Raw genomic sequence first — 20,268 nt, forward strand, 5'->3', positions numbered from 1 at the left:
TTCTCAATAAGTTCTAACAGGCGATATTAAATATACTGCTGCAGATTGTTCACCTGCTTCAATTAATATCGGTCTCATGGAACCGCCAAAACTTAAAGTAACTCTATCTTCTTTTATTGCTTTTAAAGTATCGACCATATATCGTCCGTCGAAAGATATATTTAATTGCTTTTCACCGTGAATCGCATCTATTTGTTGTGTCTCGGATATTTTACCAATTTGAGAAGCGTTCGAAGAAATTTGTATTGTGCATTCGTCGATGATTTCTAAGTTAACGTTGTTGTTTGCCCATTCACTAGCCAATAAACTTGACCGATCTACACCTTGTAAAATCTTTTTTCTATCTATATTAATAACCGTTTGGGATTCATTTGGAATTAGGCCGGATATATTAGGATATTTTCCTTCAATAAGTCTTGAATACAACGTAATTGTACCGAATTTAAAAATAATGTGACTTTCTGAAAGATATATGTATACTAAATTTGAATTACTGTTCATTAATTTTAGTAGTTCACTAATAGTGGAACTTGGTACAATGCAATTTAATTTCGCATGTGAAGAAATGGGTATTTCACGTAAAGCCAGTCTGTGCGAATCAGTAGCAGCACAAATTAATTTGTTATGATCAATAACGAAATGTACGCCAGTAAGAACTGGTCTAGATTCATTTTTAGCAGTTGCAAAGACAGTTTGTTTGAATACCTCAATCAGCTGTTCCGTCTCTACTTGTATTTCTGTATGTGCGTCTATAAATGGTACATTTGGGAATTCGTTCGCCGAGAATCCATTTAAGTTTAAAGTAATTTCATCTGATTGAATTGTAATCAATTGCTCATTCATACTTTTTATTAAAATATCACTTGGCATTTTCTTAATAATTTCAATGAAATATTTTGCTGGTACAACAATACTCCCTGCTTTTAAAATAGTTGTAATTTGTTCGTCTTCAATTGAAATAGGTATAAATTTTTCAATGAAAATATTCGAATTACTTGCGATTAAAGTAATTCCAGATTGATCTGCTGTTATCTTTATTCCGGATAATATAGGAATTAAAGTTTTTGTTGAGATAGCTTTACTTACTTCTGAAAGAGCTTGTGTAAATTGTTTGTGATTAACGATAAACTCCATTTTTCCCCCGCCTTAAATGAAATACTATCTTTATGAAGATTGATGAATAATAGTTCCATTAAAAATATAAGGAACTGTTTCTTTCTTTTGTAAAAGGCTTTTTAAGTGTTCTGGTATACGTAAATAAGGTTCTGCTGAATCTAATTCCATCCAGGTAATCTCCTCAATCTCTTTTGGCCGTGATATACAGATTTCCCCTCCGATTATTTCTCCTAAAAAATTAAAGAAGATTGCATGATGTCCTCTCTCCTCAAAAAAGGCTTCACTAATGGAACAAACCCCTTTTACGGATATGTCTAGCCCTGTTTCTTCTTTCACTTCACGAATTGCTGCCTCTTCTAACGTTTCCCCGAATTTAACTGCTCCACCTGGTAAAGTGTAATAAGAACCATTTTCCCCTTTGTTTTTAACCATTAATAGCTTTTCATGAGTTTCATCATATAGAAGTGCGTATGTAACATTTACTTTTTTCATATGTAACCCCCTTGAATGGTGAAAATTTTCTGTCTTTATTTTATTCTATCATTAAATTGTTTTGATTCATAAAAAGTAATTTGAGTAAATAACTAATACGAAACGATATCGTGTTCATAGACACACAAAAGAAAAGAGCATATTTTGAAAAAGATTAATCATAATACACTCTTTAATGATTCATTTATAACCTTTTTTCTAAATAGTAATGATTATGCCCTTTAGAATGATCTTCACTTACCCCTATCACTTTATACCCATGCTTCTTATAAAAATTAGGGGCTTGGAAACTAAAAGTATCTAATTTGATTAGCCTACATTCTTTTTTTATTGCAAATTCTTCAATAAGATTCATTAAATTGCTTCCATAACCTTCATGCCTGTATTCTTCAGAAACCCATAGGAAGTCAACATATACATGATGCCAGAATGTTATTGCTGTTATCCCTCCTACTATTTCTTCTTTTGCATTTTTTACTATAAAACTAACCGTTTCTGAAGGTGTTTTTTCTTCATTTGAAAGTTGCTTTTGGTTATATTCAATTACTTTTCTCTTATGTAATCACTATCTTCTTGTACCCATTGCTTTACTATTTTCATTTTAACTAGCACGCTCTTTTATGTTATTTATTCAATTTAATAATCGGAATTTCCTATCTTCTTTAATGTTAGTTATGTAGTAAGTACAGGGACAAAATTAGATTCTTTGAATGGCATCCATTGTTTATACATTATGCTGTAATGAAAAAGAGCCCTAGCATAAGGACTCTTTCTTAGCATTAAGCTATTTTTCGATTTAACTGTTTTATTTCCTTCTTCTTTTCTGCATTTGGAGGGCGGATTACTATAGAGATAACGAAAGATATAACACATAGAACACCGATTGTAATGAAGGTTGGTTGAAATCCGCCAAGTAGTGCTCCAATGAATGATCCTGCAAGTGCACCAAATCCGAAACCTTGGTAAACAATCCCGTAGTTTGTACTATGGTTTTTTAATCCGAAGAAGTCTCCCACAATGGCTGGGAATATGGTGATATTACCACCAAAGCAAAAGGCGACACTTGCTACACAAGCAAAATAAATCCCGTAATTTAGTGGAATAAAACTTAAAGTGAAGACAGATAATCCAATAATAATAAATGTAGCCGAGACGATTTTTAATCGGCCTATTTTATCTGATAACGTTCCAAGAATAATTCTACCTATTGTATTAAAGATTGCGATCATTGCGACGGCATTTGCGGCAGTCGCTGCACTAAGACCAACGAGCTGCACCCCGATGTCTTTTACCATACCGATTAAATACAGTCCGCCCATACATGATGTGAATAACATGAAAAATAAGAGATATACTTGTTTCGTTTTCATCATTTCACGCGGCGTATAATCATTGTGTAATGTTTCAGTTGCAGTGTTACTTACAATTGCTTCACGTAAGAAGAATGATCCTATCAACACTAATAGTAAGACGATAATACCCCAGTATAAAAATGCTTGTGATACTCCAAGACTGTTGATAAGATTTCCGTTTATATATCTAAAGATTAAGCTTCCCATTCCATATGCCGAAACAGATATACCAGAAATAAGTCCTTTACGGTTTGGAAACCATTTAATTAAATTAGATAGTGATGTAATATATGCTGTTCCATCAGCGTATCCAACGACAACACCGGCTAATAAATAAAGTAATGGTAATGAGGAAACTTGTGAACTAAGTATTAAACCGAGTCCTAAAACAATTCCTGCAGTAGCGATAAGTTTACGAAGCCCAAATTTTTGTTGTAGCTTTCCTGCAAATAGAGTTGAGAATGATAAAGAAAAACTCGTAATTGAGAACGTAATCGCGACTGAATTGAGGTTCCATCCAAACTTACTTACAAGGGGTTGATTAAATAAACTCCATGTGTAAATTGTTCCTAGGCCAATTTGAACAATGATTGTACCTAGAACAATTAGCAATGGATTTATAGATGTTTGTTTCATGCTAACTGTCCCCTTCTTTTATCATGACATGAATTTTCACAGTTAGTATATCCATGATAAATTGCAAGATACTGTACGGAAAATGGAAATTAAGTTAGCTTACACAAAAAAGACACTTCATCAAGAAGTGCCTTTTTGTAGGTTATATACAGCATTTAAAGAAAGCTTTGTTAAGATAAGACATTTTCGAATGCTTATGTATATATGTTATCAAATAATTTGCTGAAAGTGATGAGACTTAAGACGTATTTTTCTTTCATAAATAAGTCGGAGAGAAAATTAATATTCAATTTCCTCAAAGTCTTTCGGCTGCGGTACAGTTTGCATATTAGCTGCATCTTTCGGATCGCTATAAATCGCGTTTTGTTCTGTGTTTACATCCTTTATATTTTGTTTTTTATTTTTATTCACTTCATTTTTCATTAAAGTTCACCCCTTTTTATTATAGGAGTAGTTATACCCTAACCATAGTATTTTTACTGCTACTAAATGTATCAGCGACTAAATTGCTAAATTCACGTAAATAATATAAATAATTATCCCCACCATAGTTGTATCTTTTATTGTACATTTTAGCAACGACGACATTATATTCTGGAATGACTAATATCGTTGGTCCTGTAATTCCTAATATTTGATAGGAACCTTTAGGAACTCGCTCACCAAGTTCGCTAAATAAAGCAGGTTCATTTTGAACGAACCAAAACAACCCGTTTTGAGGTAGTTCTTTATTTGTATACTCTGGACTTTGTAAGCTCGTAGCAAGTGCTATAACTTCTTTTGGCACAATTTGTTTACCATTTAAAACCCCTTTATTTAAATGCAGGTTCCCCCAGTAGGCAAATTCTCTCGCAGAGACAAAAAGATTTTTCTCGGAGCCGTCATCTACTGCACCAACACTACTTATTGCATCTTCATCTGGGTTTACAACAACCTTAACTAAATTATCATCTTGTTTTATTCTCCATCCAGTTTCTTTGAAATCAGCAGGTATGAATACACGCTCCTTTAATAGTTCAGGAAAACTTTTGTTATACAAGTGATAAATAAGCTGCGTCACCATTCTTACATTAATATCTCTGTACGCCCAAGCTTGTCCTGGCTCAAATTCACGAAATGCTGTCCCATCATCGGTTTCATTTAAACCGTGTGAATGAGTTACTAAATGTCTTATCGTTGTCTTTCCAAGTAATGAAGGATCATATTCTTTAAAATAATTTACAGCCTCGTCATCAAGAGATTTTATTTTCCCCTCATAAACTGCATAAGCTACCATTAATCCTAAATAGCTTTTTCTTGCGGAAGCGACATTGAATTGTGAAGATATAGTTACTTTTTTACTAGTAGGAATATTTGAATGCGTTCCACTATAATGCTCTAGCACAATCTTATTATCTTTCATAATACAAAGTGCTGCCGTAGAACTTTGATTTGTCTCTTTAATGTTTTCTACCCATGAAATTAATTTTTCATATTTGTACAAATAAATATCCCCCTAAAACATATAAAAATAACAGCATGAAAGAAAAGTTTCAATACATTATAACTTTGCATCTGTACTTTTCTTTCATGTGAAATATTACTGATCTATAGTACTTAAATAATCCACCAGTTCCAGCAATTAGAACAGCTGAAACAACCAACACAGCCTACACAACCTACGCAACCGCCGCAACGTCCGCCGCCACAACCACCACAGCGACCACCACAACCGCCACAACGTCCGCCGCCACCGCATCCGCCACAACGACGTGCATCGTCTTGAATGTAGTAATAGGGATATTGATTTTGTTGCTGATCCCAATACACAACATTACCAGGTTGATAAGCATTAAGGTTTAATGATTGTAGTTCTTGTTGAAACTCATTCATTACGAACCCCTCCATTTATAAATATAAATTCCGTCCAAAATTTTAAGTATATATATTTCCGAAAATAAAGTAGAAACAAGGCTATTGACTAAATGCGTACATCAACAAAATATGACTTTACATTAGGTGATGTACCTTGTTTTTGAGCCTATTTTCTTTATATTCTTTTAGTGGACGTAATTAATATAAATAGAGACGATTAAAAGTTACTAATCCAGCAAGTTAATAGTTCATCACTTAATTTTCTTTCTAGTAATTCTTTTACTGAAGGTGTCGGCATTATTGTATAGGAATTTATATTTTCTTTATTAAAATCAATCCAGTGAAATGCTAAATGGGACTCTTTAGATATTGGAGTGAAATCGGATTTTAACTCATTTGAATCTATTTCAAAAATGTGGTTAATTTCATGGTGGAGGGTTTCTTTGGCTTGCCATTGATTTTCTATGACGCCTAAAAATTGTTTTATACTGCAAGTTACTCCAAGTTCTTCTCGTAACTCTCTTATTAGTGCATTCTCTGCTGATTCCCCAATTTCAACATGGCCACCGGGTAAAAAATAGTGATGGCCTATGTATTCAGCGACTAGTAGTTTTTCATCTTTTATCATGATAGCTCGTACAATATGATGGAATTTACTTTTCATTTTGTATTCCTCCTAATCATTCACTTTATACTTGCTCGAAAATTTTCATTTAAAAGCGGGATAATATAAATCATAGGTGTTTCATATGGGTGAATTTCATTGATAATTGCAAGAGTACCTTTTACAAGTTCTCGTTTATACGTTAATTAAAACTAATAATTTTGATAAATGATTCTAAAAAAGAGTATGTTTATGAAGAAAATTATCAAAACATACTCTTAATATTTTTAGTTGATTCATTCTTTTACAATAAGGTTTGATTAGCCCTATTCTTTGCGGCCTCAAAATCGAAGCCGTAGCTAAAGTATGCAATCACTACTATTCTCTAAGCAAATCTATTCTCTACTTCAAATTTACCTGCCTGTACAAATTTTAGACTCTTAACGAACCACGAAAGCCTCTTGCGGCATAGTAAGATTCTGCCCCATTGTGATACACAAAGACGTGTCCAAAGCGATAATCGCAAAAAAGGGCACCGCCAAGTTCTCTAATATCAGAAGGTGTTTGCACCCAACTCGACGTCTTCATATCGAAATTTTCAAGATTATGTAATGTACGATATTCTTCTTCCGTTAATAGTTCAATACCCATGGCAGTTGCCATATCAATAGCGTTATTTTCTGGTTTATGTTTCTTTCTTGATTCTAGCGCTTCAAGATCGTAACAAACACTTCTACGACCTTTAGGACTTTCTGCTGAACAATCATAAAAAATATATTCGCCTTTTTCTTTATCAAAATCAACAACATCAGGTTCGCCACCAGTTCGTTCCATTTCGTTGAGCGACCACAACTTTTCAGTATTAGCATCCAGCCTTTTTTGAACATTAGCCCATTCTAAACCTTTATGACGGTTCATATTATTCTCAAAACGATCTTTCAATGTTTGTAGTAATTTTTCACGTTGCTCTAGTGACAACTCTTTTTTATTGCTTTCTTTCATATTAGTTCCTCCATTCATGTTTTTATTAATGATAGTTTAAGTATATATAAATACTGTTTTATAATAAAATGTTTAAATAATTGCGTGAATTGAGTTTGCGATAATTTATATGAATTAGTACAACCAATTCTCCGCAATATGACCCTTTAACGGAACAACTTATTGTTTCAAAACAGTACATCTTTATTTCAACAACAATAAGCGATATACTTCCTCACCGTCATATACATTTCCTAATGGTTTAAAATCATAACATTCATATAGTTTCTTTGCAGAAATATTATCTTTATGGACAGTTAATCTAATTTCCTCACACTCTTTAAAGTTATTTTTTATTAAGTTAATGATTTCCTGTAATGCTGCTTTTCCATATCCTTTTCCTTGCTCTTTTTCATCAATGATAAATCCGTTAATCCAATACATATCTGTTGACTCTCGTACAAAAGCATGCATAATAAAACCAACTATAAGGTCACCATCATATATAGCGAATGGAATATAGTCGACATTTTCACCATCTGGTTTTATGTATACTTTAGCAAGTGATACTGCCACTGCGGGAACAAGATGGATTTGATTTTCTTTAACTCGTAACTTTAATGCGTCTTCCCAATTTTCTCTCGTAACAATTTTTAATTGAACGTTCACTATTTTAAACTCCTTTAAAAAGAGAATTTATCTTTTATATTCAACGGAGTGAAATGATTCCCTTTTTCGACATCAACTTATAACATGATTTTCATAAAATCCTGAATAAATTTTTCCTCATCTAATTGTAACGCTATACGCGCCCCTTCAGATTTAGAGTGTGGGCGAAAATCAGCAAAAGTTTGTCCCTTCGTTTCGCCACATATATCCACAGTCACTTTTCGAGATGTATAATTTAAAAATGTAGGATTCACTAAACCGCTTATAGCAAGTACATCGTGTAATAATGGCCCTTCAATAGATGGATTGAGTTTTTGGTATGCTGATAAATAATAATCGTACATGGGTTTCATAATCGACTTAAATGGATTTTGTGTATTAACTAAAATGTAAGTAAATACACTTGGGGTTAAAACCGTTTTATTTGTTACATTTAAAGGGAATAACGTTATATTTTTCGCTTGCTGAAATACAATTTGACTTGCTATAGGATCTCCGTACACGTTTGCCTCTGCTAATGGAGTAACATTCCCTGCTTCTAAAAAGACACCACCCATAAAATAAATTCCTTTTATATTTAACATCAATTCGTTCCATAAATTAAAAGCAATCGCTAACGAGGTAGATCTTCCTACATCGACAATTGTTAAATCTTCTCCATACTTTACAAGAATCGCAGCAATACTGCCAAAATTGTATATAGGAATAGATAACACACTTTCCGGTACATGGATGGGCCCTAATCCTTCTGGTCCATGAATTTCAGGGTAATACGTTGTAATTTCATTTGTAAGTGGGCCTGTTGCACCGCTAATTACAGGAATATCTTGTCTGTTTGCTAACTGTAAAATATATGCGGCATTATGAGCGGCATGTATATGTTCAACATTTCCATATCCAGTTACGATACCAACAATTTCATTTTCAGGATGCAGTAAGCCATACATAATTGCAAACGAATCATCAATACCTGGGTCTCCAAAAAATAAAACCTTCTCCAAGAAATGCACTCCTTTCATAGGTAAGATAATTATGTATATGTGGAAATAATTTAAATCTATACAGTTCTAAGCAAATATTAATGGTGAGTAATGTATTGATAAAAAAGAACTAGCATATGCTAGTTCTTTTGCAGATAAATAATCTACCAGTTTAATTAAATCTCGTATAAATATTGGACTAGCTGATTTTAATATAGATTTTTTTCCTATATTTATAGAATGGAAAGCCTGTTATTAATCCGAAATTTTACATTTAAATTGCAAATACTCGTAGGGATGTCTTACCATACCTTTTCACTCTCAATTTGCTTATAATCATCTTTATTAAATGTTAAATGAGCAATCACAACTCCAAGTATAGTAATTCCCCCTCCAATTATCGAAACAAAGGTTGGCACCTCACCTAACCATATCCAAGCGATAATACATGCAGTTACTGGTGTTAAATATAGAGAACTTGTTGCCTCAGAAGCACTGGCATGGGATGTAATATATGCTAATGCAATATACGGCAGTACTGTCGGGAACACACCTAAATATATAACACTCAAAGTAATTTCTATAGGAGCTGTTACGATTTCTTGATAAATCCCTGGCAAAAAAATAAGCATAAATACAGTACCAGACCAAATTGTATATATTGTAAATGGCAAGAAACCGTACTTTTTTAAGTATGGCCTTTGAAAAACGAAAAATAGACTTTCTGAAATTGCCGCCAATAATATTAGTAATCCCCCACTATTCAATTGAATGGAATCTCCTTGACTTAACGATAAAAAAGCAATTCCTACAAAACTAATTACACCACCGATCCAACCATTTAATTTCATTTTTTCATTCAAAAAAACAGAAGCAAGAATTGCCGTTAATATAGGTGTTACTGATACAATTAAACTAGCAGGTCCAGCATTCACACTCTTTTCACCGTAGTTCAGTGCAATATGATAAATTGTAAATCCAAGAGCACCAAATATAAAAATTACTGGAATACCTTTCGAATCAGGTAAACGTAACTTGTATATAAGTGAAAACAGAAAAAGAATCAAAGAAGCAATTAATAATCGTAGCAAAGTAAGGTGTTCAGGGGTGTAAGCTTCAAGCCCCATCCGAATTCCTGGAAAAGCTGTTCCCCATATAAGAATCGTAAAAGCGTGAGCACATACAATACGAAAATCCCATTTTTTATTATGCATATTTTCTCTCCCTCTCCAATAAACCAGCCATTTTCTAATTACCAATTATTTCTTTTCATCATATTTAATAGTTGATACAATGTCTTCAACCAGTTAATCCTCGAAAAAACCAACCACTTTGCATTTTTAAAATGAATGAGGGAGTTTTTAATATGTCTACTGATAAAAAACTGCCTAAATATCGGCAGATAATAGACTATATGAAAGAAAAAATTGAATACGGAGAATGGCCGATTGGAAGTAAGGTTCCTAGCCAGCGGCAGTTAGCGAAATTATTTCATGTAAATCGTAGTACTGTAATAACCGCACTAGAAGAACTTATGGCAGATGGCTTAATTCAAGGGAAAATCGGGTCAGGAACAATTGTAACGAATAATACATGGTCATTATTAGCCACCAATCCCCCGCCCGATTGGAGTGAATATGTAAAGGCTGGTATTCATAAACCAAGCAAGTTAATGGTACGGGAAATAAATGAAGCAGAAGCAAATAAAAAATTGATTCATCTTAGTAAAGGAGAACTTGCACCTCATCTTTTCCCGTTAGAAACTATGCAATTCATTATGCGTAACGTATGTGAGGAACTAGATTATTTCGGATATGAAGAACAAAAAGGATATCTCCCTTTACGTGAAGCAATAAGTAATTATGTAAAATCATTTGGAATAAATACATCACCAAGCTCTATATTAAATTTCAATCGGCTAATATTCACCTTTCTGGAATACAGATGGATCAACATGGAATTATCCCTAATGATTTGTTAAGAAGAATTAATTATAGTCAAAAGAAAAATATTTTATATTCGATTCCTTGTTTTCAAAATCCGACGGGTGTATTAATGTCCAAGGATCGACGAAAAGAAATACTAAGAATATGCGAAAAAGAACAATTGCCTATCATTGAAGATGATATTTACCGTGAGTTATGGATGGATGAACTACCGCCCCCTCCTTTAAAGTCGATGGATAAATATGGACATGTTTTATATATCGGTAGTCTATCTAAAACACTTAGCCCAGGACTTAGGATTGGTTGGATTATCGGACCAGAGCCTGTTATTGAGAGATTATCAGACATAAAAATGCAAACTGACTATGGGTCAAGTTCTTTATCTCAAAGAGTTGCTGCAGAATGGTTGAGTAGAGGTTTTTATGAGGAGCACGTAGCCAATGTAAGGATTCATCTAAAAGAACGAAGACAAATAATGATACAAGCATTAAATATGTACTGTGCTGACATTACTACATGGGATATTCCTAGTGGTGGATTTTTTATATGGCTAAGGGTAGTGCCTAACATTTCGATGAAAAAACTATTTTCAGAGGCTCAATCAAAGGGAGTTCTTATTAACCCGGGACGTATTTATGAGGAAGAATCAGATCAGTTTATACGTTTATCTTATGGGTATTCTTCCCCTGAACAAATTACTCAAGGTATTATTATATTAAGTAATTTGATTCGTAAGTTAATGGCATAATAAAAAAATCCTCTTTTTATAAAGAGGATTTTTTGTGTGCCTTTTTTACCATAATCTCATTTCCTGTCCTAATAAAATAAGTTCTTTATAGGGATCACCGTCAATGTTTAATACTTGAGCAAAAGCCGGTTCTGTTTTTAACCCTTGTTCTTTTAAGCGAATAATTTCTTCCCTTATATGAGGATGCTGCATTAATAGCATGTGCTCTACAATCATATGTCTATATGCATTTTGGTTACGCACTGGCTTAGGCTGAGCGAATAATTCAAATTCAAAACCTTCAAATTGAAAATTCACCTTTATTGTTAAGATATTTTTAATGATTTTCTTTTTCATTTCAAATCCTTCGTATGAGCCATACAATGATCTAATTTCCTGTTCAAAAAAATCATAATTATGTACTTCCATTACAATGTCTAAGTCAGAATGAAGGGTATCAACTCTAATAGGGATTGTCCCGCAAAGTACAGGGCTATATAAAGCTAAATCCTCCATTATGTTTAGTTTATTAATAACTTCGTAAACTTTTTGTTGCTTATCATTCCCAGATTGTAAATATGTAATAGATGTAAACATAGAAGTCTCTCCTTCATTTAACGTAATACTCGTCTCACTAAATTTGAGAAAAAATTTAATCATTCCATTTTGTTCTAGGAGTACCTATATTTCAATATATTAAGCCGAACTAACTATATTTTTCAACTTTTCTCCTATACTGCAATACTATAAAAATAAAAAAGGAGGAATTATTATGAGTATTTTTAATATCCTTTTGACCATTCATATTTTATTTGGAACGATCTGTTTAATCACTGGAATTGTAGCGATGTTTGCTCAAAAAAAGAAAGGAAAACATACGGAATGGGGCGAAATATACCATGCGTCCTATGTTGTCATAACCCTTACTGCAATTATATTGTCTATTTTAAACTGGGATAAAATCGCATATTTATTTTATGTAGCAATTATCTCCTATTCATTTGCGATTTACGGATATCTCGCAAGAAAAAAGCGTTGGAAAAATTGGATTCGCCACCATATTAGAGGTATGTTAGGCTCCTATATCGGTGCCGTAACCGCACTTTTAGTAAACGTCGGAATTCATATTCCAATTATTAATTTACTGCCACCTATATGGTTTTGGTTTTTACCTACCTTAATTGGCATTCCTCTCGTAGCCAGTGTATCAAAAAAATATAAAAAACAGAGGAAAAATTAGTTGCATTTTGATTAATTTCTGAGTAATCTTATGAAAAATTATGCTTAATACAGCAAATAGTATGATTATTTCGATTCCATATAACCTATGATATAATAGGTTATATTGTTTTTTACCATCTAAATTAAATATAGGAGGATTTTAATGATACTATCACAAGATAAAAACATTAAACTAGTGATACATGCAATTACTTTATTATCTTTCTTGGCCTTTTTCCTCTTTGGTAATACACTTTTCTTTATACCGCTCATACTTTATTTCGTTTTCAAATCACAAAGTATAAAAGAGATGAATCTAGAATCAGCCCTTTTCCAATTTGGAGTATGGCTCGCTGTATTTCTTTGGAACTTCGTAATAATCCGTACGATCATGCTTTCCTTATTACACATTGACTTGAGTACAAATTCCTTATTTGTTATTTTTGGAACAATTCCATTATATACAATACTTTTAGCCGCCGTAATTTTAGGACCACTTAAAGGGATTTTATATGAATTACAAAATAAAGAATTTCATTATCCTATTGTTTCACGATGGGTGCATAGAACTAAATAAAAAGAATCCAATATTTTTATTGGATTCTTTTTATTTTCTCTTTTGCATAGTTATTTAAACTTCGGCTCAATGTATTCAATTATGTTACCATCAGGAAAACAGCCGTACATCATTTCCTATCGGGTAATTCTTTTTATTTATGATTTTTCAAATCCAATATTGAATGTAAACGATCCGGATAATTAGTAAACATGCCGTCTACACCCCATACTAGTAACTTTTTCATATCTTTTTCATTATCTACTGTAAATGGATGAACTTCTAATCCATAATTCTTTATTTTTTTTACGTAGGCTGCATCAATATATTTGTAATTCATACCAAGACCTATGCAGTATGTTTTATACTTTTCTATTTCTGATTCTGTTAATTGAACTGCTTTTTTATATGATAATAATTGTACTAGCGGTATATTAGCATTTAAACTATGAATCTTTCGCAGACTTTCTTCACTGAATGATTGAATAATAACTTTATCATTTATTTGGTAGTGATTAATAAATGATAATAGTTTTTCTTCCATTCCAGGATATTCATCTGGTGATTTTGTTTCGATATAATAGTTAGGATTATGTCCAAACGTTTCAATAATTTCTTCTAGTGTTGGAACTGTAGCATCTTCAAATTCTTTCTTTGCTAAATTGGAATGCTTTTTATTGAAAAAAGATCCTGCATTTAGTTTCTTTATTTCTTCTAATGTATGTTCTTTAACTAATCCCACACCGTTTGTTGTACGGTTTAATGTTTCATCATGCATAGCTATTAAATGCCCATCTTTTGTCATTTGGAGATCTATTTCTATATAGTCACCTTTTAATTGTTGTCCTAATGTATAAGCCACTATTGTATGTTCTGGTGCATATGCAGAAGCACCTCTATGCGCAATGTTTTTTATATGATTTAATGTATTAGTAGCTTTAATGTATTTATGTTCATTTATTTGCTGAAAAACAAAGATGCTTATTACCATAAAGAAGCATATGAGTGTAATTAGAGATATTTTTTTCATAACGGTATGTTAACTCCTATATTTAAAGCAATTTCATTTGGATGAATTATCCAAATAAATGCCGGTTTTCAAAAACAGTCATTTGTCCTACAGCTTTAAATCCAGATTTTTCATAAATGTTAATTCCATCAGGTGAAGCTTGTAGTACGCAGTACACATTTTTTAATTGTTTTGCTTCTTGCAGCAGGAAATTAAACATAGTAGAGCCAAAACCTTTTCCTCTCATTTCTTCTTTAGTCGCTATATCATAAATACCGACACTATCTTTCGTACATACTAAAGAGCCAACAGATACTACCTCACCTTTATAAAGACCTAAGTATAGTTGCATTTCATCGCTATTCCATAAATCTAAAGAAGAAATTTGATTATAGTAGGATTGAACATTAGAGCCTTCCGCTGATGTACCGAATAAAACCGCTAACGTTTCGCCAAATTTTTGTATTTGTAACGGCGAAGTTGCTTTTTGTATTATAAAACTTGCTGGTATGTCTAATGTAGGATGAATTGTTTGTAAATCTGCAACCATTGCAATATTATTTTCCGCTTCTATTAATCTAAGTTTTAGTAACTCGTACTTAAGTGTATTCTCTCGCTTTGCATCCCAATACCAAACACTCATGGGGAACCCTTTTTGATTAAAGTGTTCTATCTCCGCACATAATTCTTCGTTTCCTTCCGTTAAGTTGTTGTTTAATAAAGTAATAATATTAAATGTATCTGTAGGTAAACCACAGTTAACGGCAATATAATCCTTCGTTTTCTTTACACTCATCCCTTGCACATGACGAGCAATATATGAAGTTTTGTATATAAAATTATCTATAAGTAACTTTTGATAATTCATCAATTATGCTCCTTTTAAAAAATAGTAATTAAATAACACCTATATTAAATATAACATATAAGAAATTTCACTTAATCAATGATATTCCCCTTTTTAACCCCTTTATATCACACAATGTAGCATAATAAGAATTAAAAATGATATAACATTGTCGGAATGAAAAAAGTGGTATATAATAAATATTAACATTACTAGTAATTATTTTAGGTATTCCTAGAATAAAGGAGCGATACATATGAAAATTACTATTTATTTCGGAAGTCATGAAGATCAAGATGTTCGTACTATGGACTGTCATTTAGATGTAGAAGATACAGAAGAGATTGTATCTGTATCTTAATATAAATAATGGGATGAAACCTCTTCCCTGCAACGTTTAAGGCACCTTTTATAGGTGTCTTTTTTATTGTTTTTTCGTCAAAAACCCTTTACTTTAGTGCGTTTTAATAGTAAAATATAAATATACGAACAAACGTTCTTTTTAATTTATTTGTACATGAAGGGATGATTTCAACAATGACTCAAGCAAAGCGCAGAGGAAGAAAAAAGCAAACACCTATTATTTCAAATACAGGCTTTATCGGCTCTGTCTTTATTGATACATTGGAGTTACAAAAGAAATCCTATTATTTCGCTCGTAAAAAACTTCAAATTGTACATCACGTACTAGATGGTCTATCTGGAGCAACGAGTGCATTATTTAAAGAACATAATATCGCTGCATACATGTCATGTGTGTATTTACATAAACAAAAGAAAATCGGCTTCGTTCTTTCAACAAAACCTTTTGAACAAAGTGATGGTGTTTCTTATTTTATAAATTATTTAATTGAAAAGAATTTTTACGGTAACGAAGAAGTAGAATATCAAGAAGTATTTAATACAGGTTTTATTGGTGTAGTATTCGCGGATTTATCTAGTATAGATCGCTTTAATTTTGAGTTTGAAATGGGTATGCTAACGAAATTAATGAAAGATATGATTATTCCGGTTAAAGAGCTCTTTTTACGCCACAATGTACCGGCTTACATCTCCACTTCTCATTTAGAGGAGCAAAATAAATTAGGTTTCGTTCTATCTGTAAAGCCATATGATGAACGTGCAGAAGCAGATTTATACTTTGAAACATACTTAAAAGAACGAGGGTTATTTATTGGTGATGAAGAGGATGATATTGATAAGATTGTTATTAGAAAGACGGCTGAATTACGATAGTTTTCCAGTACAACTTACATTAATAAATTTTTCAGTATTTAATTTGAACTTAATACCTTCCTATTACCAATAGGAAGGTATTAATAATTTATTAGTCCTTATGCTTTTCATACATATCTATTTTTTTATTTAGTAAATCTTTACCCCAGACTTGCATTGCTTCTAATACAGGTATAAACTTTTTCCCCTGCTCTGTTAAAGAATATTCTACCTTTGGTGGAACAACTTTATAAACTTCTCTGTGTACTAACTCGTCCTCTTCAAGCTCTCTTAATTGTCTAGTTAAGATTCCTTTTGAGATACCAGGTAACATCCTCAATAATTCATTAAACCTAATAATTTCATTTTTGCTTAAATGCCACAAAATCACGATTTTCCATCTTCCTGCAATTGCATTTTGGGTAACTGTTAATGGACAATATACTTAGCTATGCAAAACACTGTAATCTTTTGAATGAATTTCTAAATTCAACTTATTTGAGTAAGCCTTATTCAAAATAAGAAATACTATCCCTCCTGCAATTGGAAGTGTATAGGCTGGAATATAATTTAATAATAGACCTGATAATGCCAATGCTATTGGCTGCATCATTTTACCTATACTTAATCCAATACTGAGTACCCTCCCCCTATATTCATCAGGAATCTCTTTTTGCATGAAATAAATTAAAGGAATATCAATTAACGCTATTATTAGCCCTAAAAAGAACATAACAACACAATACGTAATAACGTATACAAAATCATTTACTTCAAAACTTTTGAATAGAACTGGAATTCCTGAAATAATCATAAAAACTGCCAACATTGAACTTAGCTTTTTCAAAAGATAAGAGTAAGAAAAACGATTAGTTATCTTTTTTACTAAAATTGCACCAATTATCATCCCTACTGGAAAAGTCCCTTGAATGATACCAAATTGCTTAGAACTAAGATTGAGAACTGTGTTAATAATGTATGGCAATGGAACAGTTACAGCAAACCCTAAGAAGAAATTAAGTGAAATTAAAATTCGAAACGTATTCTTTAGGCTTTCCTTTTCAATTAAGTATGAAAACCCCTCTTTTATATCTTTAATAAAATTAATTCTCCTTTTTGGGCATTCCTCATTTATGTTGAACTCGAACAGTTTAAAATGAATAAATAATATGGATATACCCGAAAGAATAAATGAAATACCGTTTATAATTATAAAAATTTTAATATCAAAGACTGCAAAAACGATGCCACCTAACATAGGACCGAGAATTAAAGATACAGAATCGATAATTTTACTTATAGAGTTAATACTCATAAGCCGCTCTTTAGAGACGATATTTGGTTTTGCGGCTTCTAATCCTATTCCAAAAAATGTTGTAAATACCGTCATAAGAAAGGTAGTAGTATAAATGATGAATAAGTTTAATCCATAATAGCTGCTTAATATATAAACAGTTATTAATAAGCATCCACTTAGTAAATCCATACAAATAACCAGTTTCTTTTTATCAACCTTATCAGCAATTACACCGGCAAATGGATTCATAACAATCATTGGAATCGTTCCTAAAATGAGCGTAATCGCAAAATTTAACGCAGATCCGGTTATTTGTAAAACATATAATCCTAATGCGAAACTATATATAGAGCTACCGGATATTGATACTGTTTTTGCAATTGAATATAAACAAATATTTCTTAGTTCTTGGCTTCTTTTTTTATTTTCTATATGTAATCGTAAACTTCCCATAACATTTCCCTCCCGCTGAACTTTGTATTACGTACAGTGTAAGTTCTCGGGTTAACCCAATATCAATATGCTATTATTAAAAACTTTTAAAAGAAAAATTAAAAAAGATGGGGTTAACCCCATCTTTTTCCGAAAAATGAATATGTATAAATTTCTTCTCCTTGAACAAAGAAATCCTCGTATTTCCCTCCTCGTTCTATATATTCTGAAGTTCTTTCATCTATGGAATTAAACTGTAGCTTTTGGATTTCTCTCTTCACTTTTGAAGACGTAAAATTATCTCGAAATCTAGTTGTAATTTGGCTATTTATGCTAAAATTTTTAAATAAAATAAATAAACTTAATAAATAACAATCCGTTTTAAAAAGTGGATTTAATTCGTGAAGTAAAAAATCCTCATGCTCAAAACTATAATTGCTCGTACCAGAGTGATCAATTACAATATCAACAGACTGATTCTGAATAGGTATACTTAAAAAATCAGCACAGATAAAGAGAATGTTTCTTTTCGGATTTCTTCTTTCTAATACATCTTTTAAAAATAGTAGTTTATTCAAATCTCGATCAACTGCAATAAATAAGCAATCCTCGGGTAGTTCTTCATAAATATTTCGCAAAAAGAACCCAAGACCCGATCCTATATCAAGTAGTATTTTGTTATTTAAATCTAATTGCATTAGTTTCTTTTTCGCCCATTCTCCTTCTCTATGCATATTTTCCAAATATGCAGTATCAGTTTCATGAATATAATCTGAAATAGAACTTTCAAGTGAAGATCGCTCATATGCTTTAAATAAATTGCCAGTTGTTAGAATACCTGAAGTAATAATGTATTCTTCCCCACAGTTACAAATTAACTTTCCCTCTGTAATTTGATTGCAATTAATAATTCCATTTTGAAGAATTAGGTTTTTGCTACACTTAGAACATGTAAGTAAATGAAGTACGCTTAAATCTATCCCAATAATAGAATTCGGAGTTTCATTTGTTAGGGATAAATCATTTAACACTTCTTTTAATTTATCCCTTCTCTCCTCTAAAATTTGTATTTCTTGTTCAAACATTTCGTATTTCGATTTAAATAAAGATTGGTAAAGAGTATCTTTTTCGTAATTCATAGATTTTGCTAAATTTTGATAAAGAAAAAGTTCTTTAATTTCATTCAAACTAAAACCTAGCCATTTGTACTCTAATATAAGCTCTATATCTTTTTGACAATACTCATCAAAAAAATAATGGCTACCCTTTTTTTCAGGAATAATTAGTCCGAGATCCATATAATGTCTAATTGTATCTATACTTATATTATTTTTTTCTCCAAACTTTCCGATTTTCATAATATCACTACCATTATAATATTTGTTTATACATACTTCTTTTTTTTAGTAGAAAATCCTTTTATCTATACATTATTATTTGTGATACGGGAATGATGTAATGAAGCTTTTATATAATAAAAAAAACCGCGAATTATTCACGGGTTTTCCTCTTAATAACTAATTGCTATTGTTCCTTCACCTGCATGAACAGCAAATGAAATCGGCAATGGATAAAGCTTGAAATCCATTTCAGGGAATGCTTGTTTAATATCTAAAATCCATTCTTCAGCTCCATCTTTATCGTTAGCATAGAACATATGAAGTACTTTTGGTAATTCTTTTTCAAGCTCATTTTTAATGTATTCTCTACATTTTTGGATTTTACGCACTTTCTTTTCAAGTAAAAGTTCTCCGCCTTTTACTTCTAAGATTAAGTTGACACTTAATAAACTTCCAAGTAAAAATTGAACTCCCTTTACTCGACCACTTGCATATAAACCTTTTAAGCTTTTTGGAAATACATAAAAAGGCCTTCTTTTTTCATCTACTAATGTTTTATGTATATCTTGTAAAGTCATACCATCATTGTATAACGTTTTAGCTTTTCTCAAAAGTTCATCCATTGGATAACTTGTCGTTTCACTATCTAATACAGTTAAAGGGAAACCTGCCATATCAGCAGCTAGCTTCATATTTTGATAGGTCCCACTTACTTTTCCGCTAATAGCAACTGCAAAGCCTTCTTCATATTCTTCTTTGCATTTAGTAAATAATTCTACCATTTCCCCTATGTTAGGTTGCGAAGTAGTAACTGTTCTTCCATCATTTAACGCTTCATAAAGACGTTTATGAACTCCTTCTTCACAATCCTTATAAGACACTCCATCAATAATAACTTCAATTGGGATAACAAAGTTATCACCATCTGTTGTAAAACTCGCAGTTGTACTATCAGTAAACCAAGCAACACGCTTCATGTTGTTCCTCCCTTGTT

At 31.9% G+C, this 20,268-nt stretch carries 21 protein-coding genes and 2 pseudogenes; 4 read left to right on the forward strand and 19 right to left on the reverse strand.

Annotated elements, in window-relative coordinates; all coding sequences use genetic code 11:
• Window positions 1-3 precede the first annotated feature (3 nt).
• From dnaN to MKY70_RS14095, 12 genes and pseudogenes are all read right to left on the reverse strand, one after another.
• Window positions 4-1,134, reverse strand: a complete 1,131-nt coding sequence (gene dnaN, locus MKY70_RS14040) for a DNA polymerase III subunit beta (RefSeq protein WP_088033744.1) — start codon at window positions 1,132-1,134, stop codon at window positions 4-6.
• Between the two features lie 30 nt (window positions 1,135-1,164).
• Entirely contained in the window at window positions 1,165-1,608 is a 444-nt protein-coding gene (locus MKY70_RS14045) for an NUDIX hydrolase (RefSeq protein ID WP_016101906.1), read from the reverse strand.
• Between the two features lie 184 nt (window positions 1,609-1,792).
• A pseudogene (locus MKY70_RS14050) lies at window positions 1,793-2,208 on the reverse strand (GNAT family N-acetyltransferase).
• Window positions 2,209-2,387: 179 nt separating this feature from the next.
• Window positions 2,388-3,596 (reverse strand): L-lactate MFS transporter, encoded by a 1,209-nt coding sequence (locus tag MKY70_RS14055; RefSeq protein WP_002013226.1) that lies wholly within the window; start codon window positions 3,594-3,596, stop codon window positions 2,388-2,390.
• A gap of 279 nt (window positions 3,597-3,875) precedes the next feature.
• Window positions 3,876-4,019, reverse strand: coding sequence for a hypothetical protein (locus MKY70_RS14060; protein WP_002013225.1), 144 nt, complete (start codon window positions 4,017-4,019; stop codon window positions 3,876-3,878).
• A 31-nt stretch (window positions 4,020-4,050) separates the two neighbouring features.
• On the reverse strand, window positions 4,051-5,079 hold the full coding sequence (locus MKY70_RS14065; protein WP_341024737.1) for a serine hydrolase domain-containing protein: 1,029 nt from the start codon (window positions 5,077-5,079) through the stop codon (window positions 4,051-4,053).
• Between the two features lie 113 nt (window positions 5,080-5,192).
• On the reverse strand, window positions 5,193-5,468 hold the full coding sequence (locus tag MKY70_RS14070; RefSeq protein ID WP_088033740.1) for a heterocycloanthracin/sonorensin family bacteriocin: 276 nt from the start codon (window positions 5,466-5,468) through the stop codon (window positions 5,193-5,195).
• Between the two features lie 199 nt (window positions 5,469-5,667).
• The gene (locus MKY70_RS14075; RefSeq protein ID WP_002032390.1) at window positions 5,668-6,114 is read right to left on the reverse strand and encodes an NUDIX domain-containing protein; all 447 of its coding nucleotides are present in this window, start codon (window positions 6,112-6,114) and stop codon (window positions 5,668-5,670) included.
• A gap of 372 nt (window positions 6,115-6,486) precedes the next feature.
• Window positions 6,487-7,056, reverse strand: a complete 570-nt coding sequence (locus MKY70_RS14080) for a DUF4256 domain-containing protein (protein ID WP_088033737.1) — start codon at window positions 7,054-7,056, stop codon at window positions 6,487-6,489.
• Between the two features lie 183 nt (window positions 7,057-7,239).
• Window positions 7,240-7,704 carry a GNAT family N-acetyltransferase gene (locus MKY70_RS14085; RefSeq protein WP_088033735.1) on the reverse strand — a complete coding sequence of 155 codons (465 nt, stop codon included), beginning with the start codon at window positions 7,702-7,704 and terminating at the stop codon, window positions 7,240-7,242.
• A 77-nt stretch (window positions 7,705-7,781) separates the two neighbouring features.
• On the reverse strand, window positions 7,782-8,705 hold the full coding sequence (locus MKY70_RS14090) for a nucleoside hydrolase (protein WP_088033733.1): 924 nt from the start codon (window positions 8,703-8,705) through the stop codon (window positions 7,782-7,784).
• 281 nt (window positions 8,706-8,986) lie between these two features.
• On the reverse strand, window positions 8,987-9,898 hold the full coding sequence (locus MKY70_RS14095; protein ID WP_088033731.1) for a DMT family transporter: 912 nt from the start codon (window positions 9,896-9,898) through the stop codon (window positions 8,987-8,989).
• A 152-nt stretch (window positions 9,899-10,050) separates the two neighbouring features.
• On the opposite strand from MKY70_RS14095, the pseudogene MKY70_RS14100 reads away from it, so the two are divergent.
• A pseudogene (locus tag MKY70_RS14100) lies at window positions 10,051-11,378 on the forward strand (aminotransferase-like domain-containing protein).
• Between the two features lie 45 nt (window positions 11,379-11,423).
• On the opposite strand, the gene MKY70_RS14105 reads toward MKY70_RS14100, so the two are convergent.
• Window positions 11,424-11,954, reverse strand: a complete 531-nt coding sequence (locus tag MKY70_RS14105; protein WP_088033729.1) for a DUF4269 domain-containing protein — start codon at window positions 11,952-11,954, stop codon at window positions 11,424-11,426.
• A 175-nt stretch (window positions 11,955-12,129) separates the two neighbouring features.
• Between MKY70_RS14105 and MKY70_RS14110 the strand changes: the two genes are divergently transcribed.
• Together MKY70_RS14110 and MKY70_RS14115 are read left to right on the forward strand one after the other, a co-directional pair.
• Window positions 12,130-12,597 (forward strand): DUF2306 domain-containing protein, encoded by a 468-nt coding sequence (locus MKY70_RS14110; RefSeq protein ID WP_341024742.1) that lies wholly within the window; start codon window positions 12,130-12,132, stop codon window positions 12,595-12,597.
• Window positions 12,598-12,741: 144 nt separating this feature from the next.
• Window positions 12,742-13,155 (forward strand): DUF4870 domain-containing protein, encoded by a 414-nt coding sequence (locus tag MKY70_RS14115; RefSeq protein ID WP_088291851.1) that lies wholly within the window; start codon window positions 12,742-12,744, stop codon window positions 13,153-13,155.
• A gap of 133 nt (window positions 13,156-13,288) precedes the next feature.
• Here MKY70_RS14115 and MKY70_RS14120 read toward each other — a convergent pair whose 3' ends face one another.
• Entirely contained in the window at window positions 13,289-14,164 is an 876-nt protein-coding gene (locus MKY70_RS14120; RefSeq protein WP_341024745.1) for a glycerophosphodiester phosphodiesterase, read from the reverse strand.
• A 46-nt stretch (window positions 14,165-14,210) separates the two neighbouring features.
• Complete coding sequence (locus tag MKY70_RS14125) at window positions 14,211-15,011, reverse strand: GNAT family N-acetyltransferase (RefSeq protein WP_341024747.1); 801 nt, start codon at window positions 15,009-15,011, stop codon at window positions 14,211-14,213.
• Between the two features lie 516 nt (window positions 15,012-15,527).
• Between MKY70_RS14125 and MKY70_RS14130 the strand changes: the two genes are divergently transcribed.
• Complete coding sequence (locus MKY70_RS14130) at window positions 15,528-16,226, forward strand: hypothetical protein (protein ID WP_060751184.1); 699 nt, start codon at window positions 15,528-15,530, stop codon at window positions 16,224-16,226.
• 91 nt (window positions 16,227-16,317) lie between these two features.
• Here the strand turns inward: MKY70_RS14130 and MKY70_RS14135 are convergent, their stop codons facing one another.
• The 4 genes from MKY70_RS14135 to MKY70_RS14150 all read right to left on the reverse strand — a co-directional run bounded on the left by MKY70_RS14135 (window position 16,318) and on the right by MKY70_RS14150 (window position 20,251).
• Entirely contained in the window at window positions 16,318-16,617 is a 300-nt protein-coding gene (locus MKY70_RS14135; RefSeq protein ID WP_176280940.1) for a winged helix-turn-helix transcriptional regulator, read from the reverse strand.
• A 33-nt stretch (window positions 16,618-16,650) separates the two neighbouring features.
• Complete coding sequence (locus tag MKY70_RS14140) at window positions 16,651-17,955, reverse strand: MFS transporter (protein ID WP_341024750.1); 1,305 nt, start codon at window positions 17,953-17,955, stop codon at window positions 16,651-16,653.
• A gap of 113 nt (window positions 17,956-18,068) precedes the next feature.
• Window positions 18,069-19,292, reverse strand: a complete 1,224-nt coding sequence (locus MKY70_RS14145; RefSeq protein WP_341024753.1) for a methyltransferase domain-containing protein — start codon at window positions 19,290-19,292, stop codon at window positions 18,069-18,071.
• A 152-nt stretch (window positions 19,293-19,444) separates the two neighbouring features.
• On the reverse strand, window positions 19,445-20,251 hold the full coding sequence (locus tag MKY70_RS14150) for a DegV family protein (RefSeq protein WP_002141971.1): 807 nt from the start codon (window positions 20,249-20,251) through the stop codon (window positions 19,445-19,447).
• Between the last annotated feature and the right edge of the window lie 17 nt (window positions 20,252-20,268).

Origin of the sequence: Bacillus sp. FSL R9-9492 (assembly GCF_038007365.1) — a bacterium.
Taxonomy (GTDB): Bacteria; Bacillota; Bacilli; order Bacillales; family Bacillaceae_G; genus Bacillus_A; species Bacillus_A mycoides.